Annotated in this window: 9 protein-coding genes; 6 read left to right on the top strand and 3 right to left on the bottom strand. The window is 57.4% G+C overall.

Going from position 1 to position 11804, the window contains the following annotated elements:
* The first annotated feature begins 466 nt into the window (after positions 1–466).
* The 3 genes from ACOI1H_RS20565 to ACOI1H_RS20555 all read left to right on the top strand — a co-directional run bounded on the left by ACOI1H_RS20565 (position 467) and on the right by ACOI1H_RS20555 (position 3913).
* Entirely contained in the window at positions 467–1543 is a 1077-nt protein-coding gene (locus tag ACOI1H_RS20565; RefSeq protein WP_422439794.1) for an AAA family ATPase, read from the top strand.
* Entirely contained in the window at positions 1540–2502 is a 963-nt protein-coding gene (locus tag ACOI1H_RS20560) for a ParB/RepB/Spo0J family partition protein (RefSeq protein WP_422439792.1), read from the top strand. Before ACOI1H_RS20565 ends, ACOI1H_RS20560 begins: the two co-directional genes overlap by 4 nt.
* Before the next feature lie 226 nt (positions 2503–2728).
* Positions 2729–3913: a helix-turn-helix domain-containing protein gene (locus ACOI1H_RS20555; RefSeq protein ID WP_422439790.1), complete on the top strand. Its 1185-nt coding sequence runs from the start codon at positions 2729–2731 to the stop codon at positions 3911–3913.
* Positions 3914–4171: 258 nt separating this feature from the next.
* Here the strand turns inward: ACOI1H_RS20555 and ACOI1H_RS20550 are convergent, their stop codons facing one another.
* From ACOI1H_RS20550 to ACOI1H_RS20540, 3 genes are all read right to left on the bottom strand, one after another.
* Entirely contained in the window at positions 4172–4495 is a 324-nt protein-coding gene (locus ACOI1H_RS20550; RefSeq protein WP_422439788.1) for a hypothetical protein, read from the bottom strand.
* 559 nt (positions 4496–5054) lie between these two features.
* On the bottom strand, positions 5055–5537 hold the full coding sequence (locus ACOI1H_RS20545) for a hypothetical protein (protein WP_422439787.1): 483 nt from the start codon (positions 5535–5537) through the stop codon (positions 5055–5057).
* Positions 5537–6238, bottom strand: coding sequence for a ParA family protein (locus ACOI1H_RS20540; protein WP_422439785.1), 702 nt, complete (start codon positions 6236–6238; stop codon positions 5537–5539). Before ACOI1H_RS20540 ends, ACOI1H_RS20545 begins: the two co-directional genes overlap by 1 nt.
* Before the next feature lie 675 nt (positions 6239–6913).
* On the opposite strand from ACOI1H_RS20540, the gene ACOI1H_RS20535 reads away from it, so the two are divergent.
* The 3 genes from ACOI1H_RS20535 to ACOI1H_RS20525 form a co-directional block, all read left to right on the top strand.
* Positions 6914–7462, top strand: coding sequence for a hypothetical protein (locus ACOI1H_RS20535; protein ID WP_422439783.1), 549 nt, complete (start codon positions 6914–6916; stop codon positions 7460–7462).
* Entirely contained in the window at positions 7459–9837 is a 2379-nt protein-coding gene (locus tag ACOI1H_RS20530; protein ID WP_422439781.1) for a relaxase/mobilization nuclease domain-containing protein, read from the top strand. The genes ACOI1H_RS20535 and ACOI1H_RS20530 overlap by 4 nt, the downstream gene beginning before the upstream one ends.
* The coding region (locus ACOI1H_RS20525; RefSeq protein WP_422439779.1) for a type IV secretory system conjugative DNA transfer family protein at positions 9834–11804 on the top strand (1971 nt) is incomplete at its 3' end. The genes ACOI1H_RS20530 and ACOI1H_RS20525, both read left to right, overlap by 4 nt.

The raw sequence follows: 11804 nt of genomic DNA, 5'->3' as shown, positions 1-11804 counted from the left end.
ACTCCTCCGTCTTCCGCCAAAGCCCTACTATCTTCCGAGAATCACGGGCACGTGACATAGGCGTGAGAGACCGGGGTCCAATATCGCATGATCGATTTACGGTACGCGTAAGCATATCGGTGGGCGGTGGATAATTATTTTTGAAGCCACGATCATGCCCATGTTTTCTGACAAGATATTGTTCATCATAGCAAAAATAAGGGTATGCGCACTCATCAACGTCGTGGCTCCTCACGCACGTTGCATGAACCCGTCAGCTTTCTGTAGATAATCGGCATTTGCTGATGTAAGGCTGAAAAAAACAAAATAACGCGCAGGTGGCAGGATGACGCAGATAGTGGGTTCGGAGGCCCTGGATGCCTTCAGCGTAGCACTCGATCAGGCATTGAGACAGCAGTCTGCACGGCTGCACGCTCCAAATTCCCGTAAATCTGATGGCGGCCTGCGGCGATTCACGATCCGTGAGATGGCCGACATCACTTTCCGCATGAACTACAATACGCTGCGGCATCACCTTAAGAACGTGCCCGATCTGCCGGAAGGCATCATGGAGCCCGGCAACCGCCGCACATTCAGCCTGGACGAAATCATCGATATCCAGAACAAGCTTTATGTGGCCGGCAAGATTTCCGTGGACATGTTCCCGGGCAAGATCGACGGAGAGGTTACCACTAAGTTATTGATATATAATCTGAAAGGCGGCGTTTCCAAGACGACTGCGGCCGTCAATCTCGGACAGTTTCTGGCGCTCAGGGGCTTCAAGGTCCTCATGGTCGATCTGGACCCGCAGGCAAGCTGTTCGGATCTTTTCGACATTCAGGCCGACCTCGATGATTTGCCGTCAATCTACGACGTCCTGCGCTACGATGAAGAAGGACAAGACAGCACCCGCATCGGAATAGCCGATGCGATCCAGCCCACGTATTTCCCCAACATCGACATCATCCCGGGATCGATCGCGCTCACGGAGTTCGAGTATGAGACCGCATCGGCGGCGGCCCGCGGCGTCCCCTTCTATACCCGCATCTCGGACGCGCTGAGCCTGGTTGAGGACACCTACGATGTCATCCTGTTCGACACGCCGCCTCACATGTCCTTCTGTGTCATCGCGGCTCTCTACGCCTCCAATGCGATGCTGGTCCCCCTCTCGGCCGGCATGCTCGACGTCGTCAGCCTCGTGAAGTTTCTCGAGCTGGCCTCGAGCACGCTGGCGAGCATCGAGGGCGTGGATCCCAATAAGCGGTTCCACTTCATCCGGATCTTGCTGACGCGATATTCAGCGCATGACCCTGCGCAGCTGCAATTGAGTTCCTTCCTGCGCAACACGCTGGGACCAGCTATGCTGAAGACGGACTTTCTCGCCTCGACCGCGATCGCAGACGCCGGCAACACGATGAATCCGCTTCTCGAGGTCGATCCGTCGACCTTCACCCGCAAGACCTACGACCGTGTCCTGGAAAGTCTTCACGGCATTGCGGTCGAGATCGAGGAAGAGATCATGCGAAGCCGCGGTCGGATCCATGCCAGCGCAGAGGTGGCATGATGGCGCGCAACGTTTTTGAGCACGGACCGACGGACGATCCGAACGCGACGACGGAGGCACAGCCACTAACTCCCCGGCGCAAACCCCTCGTCAAGGGTGGCGCGGCGAGTCAGAAATACATCAGCGCCGCCACACAAGGAGGGGCCGACCGCACCTACCAGGAAATTCCGGTCGACCAGATACGGGAGAGCGCGGTCAAGGATCGCATCGACGTCAATGAGGACCTCGATGCCCTGGTGGAAAGTATCCGCGAGAACGGGCAGCAGATTCCGATCCTTGTGCGCATTTTGTCCGGAGGTGACAAGCCCTTCGAGATCGTCGTCGGCAGGCGCCGGCTTGCGGCGCATCGCCAGCTCGGCAAACACCAAATCAAGGCCTTTGTCGCCCGGATGGACGATCGGGAAGCCTTCATCGCGCAAGGCATCGAGAACACGGCTCGCCTCGAGACGAGCTATATTGAACGCGCCCGGGCCGCCGCACAGGCTCTGGATGTCGGTTTCGATCAGAAGGACGTGGCCGAGTTTCTCAACATCTCGCGCACGCTGATCAATTTCATGGTCGGCACTTACCGATCCGTCGGCGAAGACCTGGTCACTGCAATCGGCCCTGCCCGCGGTATCGGACGGCGAAAATGGGATGCGTTGGTCAAGCTGATGGACCAGAACGACCTCAGCCCGGGACGCGCCGTGAAGCTCGTCGACCGTGATATCGCGGATAGCTCCACACGCTTCGAGACCTTCGTGATGGCGGTGCAAGCAGCACGCAAGACAGCAAAACAATCACCTACGCCAAAAACCGGGATTCATCGGGAATTCCTTTCCGGCGGCGTGTCGACCGTGCGGAAGTCTCGGCAACTCGTGATCAACACGCGCAAGGACATGCCGCAAGAAATTCTCGTCAGGATCGAACAGGAAATCGAAACCATTCTCTCGGAATTTCAGAGAAATGTCCGAGGATGATTTCGTAAGATACTGATAAATAACATATATTTCGATTTACCGCGGTAAATCGAAACCATCGAGCAACAGCAGCAACAGGAGCAGACCAAGGCATAAAAAAACCCCCCCGAAGATCACTCTCCGGAAGGGCTTCGTAGTTCTCTTTGCACAGACTGCTTAGCGCTTATCCGAATCGTTTTCAACACCGGTTTTCGGTGAACGGGTAAATTCTGCCTTCTGAAAACATATGAACAAACTTATGTCCGCGGTATCACCGCGCCGGCAGGCTGATGACGCTTGCCCGATGCACAGCACACCTGTCAAGTCATTGGATAGATGGGAACTGCTGACACTTGTCACGGCCATGCGCCGTGAAATTGGTCTCACTGACCGCGATGTCATGGTCCTTCGCGCCCATCTTACGGTCTTGCCTCAGGGCCCACTGATCGCATCGGGAATGAATGTCTCGTTCATGAACGTGACCGAAATTCTGCAGAGAGCCTGCGGCATGGATGCGCGACGGTTTCGCCGAGGTGAGGCGCGACTGGAGCAGGTCGGTCTGATCCGACGCCACCTGAGTGCCAATGGGCGGCGGTTTCCTGAACGAAACCACACGGGTCAGATCGTGCAGGCCTACGGTATCGACCTGGCTCCGATCTTCGAACTATATCCGCGGTTATTGGTCCTGCAGGAAACGGTGACTGCGGAAAACCTCGCCCTGCGCCAGCGCAAGAATGCGCTCAGCGCCGGTCTCCAGGAGGCCTTGCGCCAACTCGCATCGTCCGGTCGTTTCCTTCCGGACTGGGCCGATGCGTTGCGCACGTCCGTCCGCAATGCCCTGCGTCGCACCGGCACGACGCAGGCAGATCTTGACGCACTCGCCGTCGACATCGCCCAAATCACGGCTGAAGCAGAGATGCATCTCCCGGAGAAAGCTGCCGTGAGAGATGTCATTGCCCCCTGCCCTGCCCGGCTGGTTGCGCCGACGGATAAGGCTATCGCGCAGGACATATATACCCCGGATGACGGACAGATTGTCCGGCACATAGAGTCGAAACCCAAAGATCTAAAAAAAGAAAGCCCATTTTTCGATCTCCGTAGAATACACCTGGCTTGGGCGCAGGCCGTAACCTTGCGGGAGTTCTATCCAGCCCCCCCCTCCACCGAACGAGATTTGGCAGCGGTGCTAATTCAATTTTCATCTTTTATCGGACTGGGACAGACCGCCATGCTGAAGGCCATGAGCATACTGGGCTGGGACAACACAATCCTGGTGGTCGATTACCTGGCGAGCCGGACGGCCGATATCGTCAAGCCCGAGGGATACCTCACATCCATGCTGAGAAGCTATACCTCTGGTCAGCCCGTCGCCTCTGGGCGCGTGATACCGCGGGGTGAGCGCAAGGCAGAAGCGCGATCGGCAGTGCGATGAGGGTGCCACCCCCTGCCCTGACGTCATGTCACCCATCAAAATATGGCCGGCGCTATAGCGACGATCGCGTCGCCATATTCAGTGCCCCGACACTCATCTGAAGGCTGGCCGTGAAGCATGCAAACCCGCGGTTGTCGTCGCCGTTCAGACGCCACCTTCTTCGACAAGCCGTGCCGCCGCACGCGAATCCTCTGCGGTCCAGGTGCTTTTCAGGTCATCCAGCGTGACGACCTTGCGCGCAAGAACGGTCTTCAGCCATTATGGACGCCGGCCCAAGCCGCCCCAGACCTGCTCGGTATCATCGGGATTCCGGAAGATCGTCGCGCCAATTGCGATCTCTGGCGCAACCGATGCCTTGCTGGCAGAGATGTTGATCCGCTGAGTCTTGCGGGTCTCGAGCTCTTCCCTGCGGCGTTCGGCTGCGAAACGATCTTCCTCGAGCGCATTGCGTCGCTCTGCGATCCGCCGGCGCGACAACTTGCGGTCGACACTTCCCCACAGGCCATCCAGGGCGATGTCGTAGAGGGCGGTAAGCTTTTCGGAGATGGGTGCCGTCGCCGCTTTTGTGGCTTGTTCGGTCATGATGTATGTCCTTTGTCATCTGCATCCGACTTTTCCAGTGCGGTTCATGTGCAGTTCTTTGCTTTGCGGTAGCCTGCACTCAATGCGTCGTTCTCGGTCTTGAACGGTGACCCGGTTCCTTGCGGATGTCGCGGCGTGGCCCGGGCAGCCCTCCACGTGATAGATCTTCGAGTTCTTGTTGCCGAACACCGGAGGGATGATATCCGCGTCCGTTGTTCCGCCGGATGTGGCCCGCGGGCTCACGGTGCCCTCGAAGAACGGCGACAGCGAGATCAGCGGCGCGTCCGTATCGATCTCGATCTAGACGGGTGCGTGAACCTTTCAAACCTCCTCCGCGGTCCTCGCACAGTATACGTCTAGATTGCCGGAAACGACCGAAAGGGGGGCGGTAGTCGCGGAGAAGCCGGACCAGGATTGATCTGGCAGCTTGGGGCGATATCCGCGTGGCTCAGGAGCAAAGCCTCTGGATGGCCCTCACCAAAGGGACGGGTAATTGTTGTCGCTGTCGCTGTGGCCAGACCGGATACCATGCCTGTCGGACCACCGTGAAACGATGCGTCTATTGAAGGCCGTTTGTCATGCGGAAAATCTTCGCCAGTTCTTCGTCATGCTCACGCAGGAACTCACGTAGCAAAATCGCGGGGCTTGCGAACTTTTGAGCATCCGGGCTCAGGCTCAGTAATTTGTCGTGTATTGCTAGCGCGAGGTCGCTTGATTGAGCCACCGTCACCCGCAGTTGCTTGTCAGCGGCAACCGCGGCTGGCTCAGGCTTGCGAGCCGGGGTCTGCGCAGTGGGTGTTGGAGCGAAGTTCACTGTTTCATCTGAAGACGGTGGTTTCGTAGGTGCCGCCTTTGAGGTGTGATCGGGCTTTGTGTCAGCTGCAGGCGCTTTGCTCGGTACCGGCGTCGGCTCTGATTGTGACGTGTCAACTTCGGTTTGACCGAGACCGTTAGCCTTCGCTGTCGTTGCAATGGAAGCCCGGTCGCGGTCAGTGAGCCCCGGAACAGGCATCTTCTGGCGGGGCTTGCGTTCAACGGCCATCAAAATTCTCCCGTGATAAGCGCGGCCAACTCGTCTGCAGCCTTTTGTATTTTCTTGATCGCCTCAAAACTTCGACCGTCAGATTCTGCCGCAGCGATCGCTTCGTTGCTGGTCATATCGTCACCAATAAACGATTTGATTGCGCTTGAGCGATGCAGCCCTTTGATCGCGCCGTAATGACTATGAATGAGTTCTTCGTAAGCAAGCATCTGGGCGTTCGGAAACTGGCCCTCTTTTTGATAAATGACAGTCAGAAGGTCTTTGGGGTCGGTATCATCATCACCCGTCGCTTCGAGGGCAATTTTGAAGTAGGCCAATGTCTTTTCAACGCCGGTTACTTCGTTCTTTTCGGGGCCGCACGGCGAGAATACGCGGTCGCAGATTGCAAGAGCCGCCATTTGCCTGGCATCTTCCCCGCCTTTCGTATCGATAATGACCCAATCAACGTCATCCTGAAGCCGGTCCAGCATCGTGTTGTAGCACTCCGCCACTGTCGCGTCGTGCGGTATATTAAACGCGATGATATCGATGCCGTCGTTGCGTGCGCAGACAGGGATGGCCCAGTTTGTGACACTGGCCTGATTGTCGAAATCAATGAGCTGGACGGTCTGACCACTCCGAAAGAAGCTGTCCGCAACGACGGCTGCTGTGGTGGACTTGCCGACGCCACCTTTGGTCGAGGCGAAAGTAATGATCTTCATTCTGATGTCCTCAGTGTCGGGGCCGGTACGTCTGTTGGAGCCTCTGGGATCATAGGAGGTAACCTAAAACCTGCAACCTGACACCTATTACGTGCGACCTGTAGGTTTAGCCTACTACCTCGAATCTATTGGATACAACCTGCGACCTGTTACTTGGAACCTTAATCCAGCGTCCTGCGTCCTGAAACTTTTCACCCATCACCTCTAACCTGCGATCTGTCGCCTATAGCCTGTTGGCTACGACCTGCTGCCCAAGGTCTTTTGAAGCACGGATGGACGTGGTGTTCGGAGCGCAGCGATGCCAGGCGGCACCGGCACATCGAGGTCATTTGGATCGGGCCGGGAAGTATTGGTTCGAGACGTCGTTTAAGCTCGCCGTGGAGCCGTGAGGAACGCGAGTAGGGCAGGGGGGTGCACATGCGGGGGAAGGTCGGACTTCGCAATGAGAGGCCCTTACTGGGCTCCTGAGGAAATTTCGCCCCTGCGGGGCGGTCACTCCATCGGAGTTCCGTCGCTACCCCAGTGGGCGCTCCGTCGCGTCCCTGCGGGCCGCTCAAACGGACTAACATTATAGAACTGTACCATTCTGATGGTTGTGACGACTGATCTATAATGTTAGGGAAGAGGTAGCAGGATATGTCACTTGCAAGACAGTTTCGTTTTAGGGCTTTCGAGATGCCGAAATCGTTCACGACCAGAGACAAGATCGCGGCGTCGCACATGCTCTTAGAGGGCGCTGCCCCGAAGGCGGTTGCGGCAAAATTTGGCGTCCACATTTCCACCATCTACGCTTTGCGAAAGGACCGGGGTCACGGCCATAGCAAGCCGGATCGTGCCTCCCACAACATCACATTCCGCCTGTCCGGCGGCGAACTGCGGGCGTTGGACGTCTTCATTGTGGATGCGGGATTGCCTTCACGAACGGCAGCCTTGCGTTCATTGGTGCGCGCCGCGACGGGTTTCCTGGAGCTGCGTCGCGATGAACTGCTCGATCTGACCGAGGCGAGACGCGAGTTACGCGCCCAGGGTCGCAACCTCAATCAGCTGACCTACGCGATGAACAGGTCGGCATTGAGGGGTGGGGCCAGGCTTTCGCCAGAGGATAAACAGTTTCTGGCGACGGTTCGGCATACCTTCACCGTCGTTGACAGGCTGATTTCTGACGGTTTCAGCGAGGTGCGACAGCAAGGCCGGAACGCATTGCACGCGGGAGAGCGCCTGTGAGCGGCGGGTTCTACGATGAAATCATGATCCGGGCGCGGCGCAGCGCGGGCCATACATCCGTTGGCGGTGCGACGTCGCGTGGCAATCGTGTCTGGAAAAGCCTGACCTCGACCGGCAGCGCCTTCGTCAAGCGCATCCCAGGCGCCGGCGTTCAGCATCAAAAGCAACTGGCGGGACAGCTGGCTTATGTGAACGGCAAGGCCAAGGGCATCTTCGGCTTCGCCCCCGGCGTCAGCATCGACAAGGACGCTTTTGACCAGGCTGACCTCGATCAGATGGTGCGTGCATGGGCGCAGGACTGGAAGGGTCGACCCCGCAACGGCCATACGAGCCACATGGTGCTGTCGTTCCCCGACGATGTGTCCCAGGACGCCGCCTTCGTGATTGTGCAACAGTGGTGCGCCGAAATGTTCGAGGATCAGACGCATATCGCGGATACATGGGAATACGTGGCCGTCCTGCACACGGACACCGCCAATCCTCACGTCCATGTCGTTCTGAACAATCGCGGCGAATGTGGGACTTGGTTTTCCATCTCATCCGAAGGGATTTTCAATCCCCAGATGATGCGGGATCGCATGACCGACATTGCAGACAACTACGGCCTGCGGCTCGAAAGCCTGACGCGTGCCGACCGCGGTCTTTATGGCGCACCGATCACGAGTGCTGCGGTCTTTGCCGCCCGCGAAGGCCGCACACTCGCAACGCCCGAAGTCAAAGCAAGCCTGACCTCCGAATGGCGCAGGCAAGATATGCGGGACACCGCAGAGCTTTACACGACCCTGGCAGAATTTGCCGAGACCATCGGCGCACCGATGATTGCGAAGCGTGCGTATATTTCAGCAGCAGCCTTATTCGCGGGCAATGAAGTTCCGAAGGGACAAATGATGGATATTGATCTGGACGTGACCGCAGACCGCGGGGACATTCGCGCGTCCTTGATCGGCTGGGCGGAGCAGAACAAGGACGCCATTGACGCATTGCCGGAAAGAAGTAGGGCGTCGGTCATGTCGAAGATCGACACCGCTTTGAACATCATCGAAACAGACGTGACCCCGGACCTGACGGACGACACAATCTGGCCCGCCTTCAAGGAAACGCCGTCGTCGTATCTCATTCCAGACACCGGCGCTTTGGAGGCCCGCGCGGCACTGTTTGTCAAAGACAAAAACGCCGATCTGCTACAAGAGTTCGTCAATGCGAATGTGCTGGATTCCTACCTTGTGACTGGGGACGTGCCCGACAGGTTCAGGGCCGTGATGCCCGCTTTCGCTGATGCCTATGCGGAAATGCACAACCACAGGCTCGCAGAAATCCCCAAGGAGATGAAAGCCTACGTCCAGAAAGGGGTCGAGATGGGCTTGGACCGCGTGACGATGCAAGAGCGACTTATCAATGCGATTGGTGATCCAGTCGAAAACGCCCGCATTGAGCGAGGCGACATTGCCGCGATTGCAGCCGCGATGCCAACGCCGCCCCGCGACGTGAAGGCTTTTGAGGATGCGTCCCGCCGCATCGAAGAAGCGACTACTCTTGTCGTAGAGGATGGAGTTTCGACCCCGCTTGATCGTTTTGAGGGGATGCAGATCGCACTTTCTCAAGCGGAAACCGCAAAAGGTCGGTCCGACAAAGAACGTGCGCTCGATCAGCTTGGAAACGAGTTGATCGACCTTGCGACGGCAAAGCAGCGCGGCGACCTCTCGAAAGAGCAGGAGCAGGCTTACGATGCTGTTGCGACGGAGATTTTCGCGCGGCACGGCAAAGACATTAAAGCCGCGACGATGGCCGTTGCGACCAACGATCTTGGTTCAGCCGAGGATGATCGTCAGGTTTTGCGGCCCGATCTGTCCCGCGAACAGAACGAAGCGATGATACGGCAGGAGGCCGCAGGCCGCGTCTTGCAAATCGAAAGCAAATTTGGCGTGAAGGCCGTCGAGTCTCGGATGGTGTCAGAGAACTACGAAGCCGCAGCCGATCGTTACCGCGACTGGCAGATGGATCTTGGCAAGGTCGAAGAGAGGATCATCGCTGACAGCAAGGTCTATGATCGTGACGGCGTTGCCCGCGTTATGCAGGACGTTGCCAACACCGCTGCAACAACGGGACGCGCCGATCTGGCGGACAGCGCAGCGGGCCGACAAATGCTGACGGCATTCGTCGCCTTGGAGGGCATGGGGGCCATGCAAGACATTGCATCCGGCAACATGGATGCCCTTTCCGAATACGTCGATACGCCCGCCAACCAGCGCCTTGCAGCGAAGGAGCTTTTGAAAAGCGCAAAGTTTGTCGATGTGGGCTTGGAGCTGGACGAGATTGAAACCGGCCTTGAGGCCGTCGATCCGAACTATGCGCGGTCGCGGGGCATTTCGATATGAAATTGACTGTCGCCTGTTTCATCGCGGTTCTCTGCGGCCTTGTCGCAGGGTCCGGTGTTTCCAGCGTCTATCTGACCGTCGCATTAGGGCGCGACCTTCTGGCAACCGACCTCATGCTGCACACCAAAACCCTCATGTCCGGCATGTTGATTCAACAGCCATACCTGACCGGCCATTTGATCGTGCTGGCCGTCGTCGCATTTTTTCTGCTGATCGCGGTTGTGACCGTCGCCCAGGATCGCCTTGTCAACTACGGCGACAGACGATTTCAGTCCAAGTCGAGCGTCCGCAGGAACCGGATGCTGAACGAACTGGGAGCGGGCTTCGTCCTCGGTGAGCATGTCGCCCCACCAGCCCAACACCCAGATCGACCGATCAACATCAAGGCCAACAACACCGACCCCGAAAAGAATAAGTCACTGAATACCCGCAGGGTCCGCTACATCGCGGCACTCTACAGCACTGTCAGCAACATCTTGTTGGTCGCGCCGACGCGCAGCGGTAAGGGCGTGGGTTTCGTCATCCCGAACGCGCTGACCTTTCCCGGCTCTATGGTGGCACTCGATGTGAAAGGCGAGCTGTGGGTTGAGACATCAAGGGCGAGGGCACAGCTCGGCGACAAGGTGTTCCGGTTTGCCCCGTTCGACTTCGAAAAGCCGACGCACAACTACAATCCGATGGCAAAAGTCGCCGACATTGAAAACATGGAGGAGCTTTGGACCGGAATCGGGCGGGTCGCGCATCTTTTCTTACAGGTCGAAGAAAACAAAGGCTGGCTTGACGGGTCGATCCTGCTGTTTGTCGCTGCCGGTATCCTTGCCGTTCAGCGCGGCAACGCAACAATGGGCGAGATTTATCGCATCATCTTCGGAACAGGCGAGGGAGAGGATATCGGCAAGTCGTCCGCAGATCTTTTGTTTCGTGCTGCAAAGGAATGCCAGTATCCGCCTGCCGCGCGTCAGTTGAACCACGTCGCTTCACAAGACCCTAAAATCCAGCAAAGCACTATCTCAATCTTGGCGAGCGCGGGCCTGTCGCAATGGTCCAATCCCAAGGTTGAACGCGTGACGCGGACAAGCGACTTCGATTTCAGGGAAATGCGCCGCACACCAATGTCGATCTATCTCGAAGTTCTGTCAGACGACATTAAGGACCTCAATTCGCTGATCCGACTTTTCTTCGCAGACCTCATTTCGTTCATGCGTACATCGAAGCCGGAGGACGACGAGCCTTTCCCTGTCTTCATCTTGTTGGACGAGTTTGACCAGTTGGGCCACATGCCCCTTATCGTTCAGGCTATGAAGCAAACGGCAGGTCACGGTGGTCGGTTCGCGATCGTCACACAGTCAGTCCCCGGCCTCTTGTCCGTCCCATACACGTTAGAGGAAGTGCAGGCGATTGAGAGCGCCTGTCAGGTCAAACTTTATCTTGCGCCGAAGGAAGATCGTACGGCCAGTGAAATTGAGACTTTGCTGGGTGATCGGACGGGATCGACCAAAAGCCGTCAGCGAGAGGTCAAGACTGTCGGCTTTGGCGGTGGCGGTGTTACAACCGGCACTGAAAAACGCCCGCTTTTGACAGCACAGGAAATTCGGGGAATGGACCCGAATAAGATCCTGATTGTTCCCGATAGTCAGAACCCGATATTGGCGGACCGCATCAAATTCTTTGAGTCCAAGCCAATCCGCGCGATCCACGAAGCGCAGGACAAGATCGCCTTTCTCTACCCTGAGGCCGACAACGATCCGAAGAACCGCTCCATGACCATGACGGAAGTTCGGGAACGCGCGACGCAGGCGACAGAGGCGCAGGAGGTTGCGACCGAAGCTCGCGAACAGGACATGACCAAAGCGCGTGAACCGAAAACAACCGTCCCACAACGACGGCGTGAGAAGGCCCCCGTAAAAGCAAAGCCGAAGGGGAAGCTGGGGGCGGCCGCGCAAGCTGCGCTGATCGATACCATGAAC

The sequence above is a fragment of the Loktanella sp. DJP18 genome (assembly GCF_049310965.1).
GTDB lineage: Bacteria > Pseudomonadota > Alphaproteobacteria > Rhodobacterales > Rhodobacteraceae > Loktanella.
The sequence above is the reverse complement of the archived record's forward strand: the minus strand, read 5'-3'. Positions and strand labels throughout refer to the sequence as shown.

Excerpts from the sequence above, each read along its gene's own strand:
- ACOI1H_RS20565 (WP_422439794.1), top strand. The coding sequence starts at position 467 with ATGGCCGACATCACTTTCCGCATGAACTACAATACGCTGCGGCATCAC.
- ACOI1H_RS20545 (WP_422439787.1), bottom strand. The coding sequence starts at position 5,537 with ATGGCCGTTGAACGCAAGCCCCGCCAGAAGATGCCTGTTCCGGGGCTC.
- ACOI1H_RS20555 (WP_422439790.1), top strand. The coding sequence starts at position 2,729 with ATGAACAAACTTATGTCCGCGGTATCACCGCGCCGGCAGGCTGATGAC.
- ACOI1H_RS20560 (WP_422439792.1), top strand. The coding sequence starts at position 1,540 with ATGATGGCGCGCAACGTTTTTGAGCACGGACCGACGGACGATCCGAAC.
- ACOI1H_RS20540 (WP_422439785.1), bottom strand. The coding sequence starts at position 6,238 with ATGAAGATCATTACTTTCGCCTCGACCAAAGGTGGCGTCGGCAAGTCC.
- ACOI1H_RS20550 (WP_422439788.1), bottom strand. The coding sequence starts at position 4,495 with ATGACCGAACAAGCCACAAAAGCGGCGACGGCACCCATCTCCGAAAAG.
- ACOI1H_RS20535 (WP_422439783.1), top strand. The coding sequence starts at position 6,914 with ATGCCGAAATCGTTCACGACCAGAGACAAGATCGCGGCGTCGCACATG.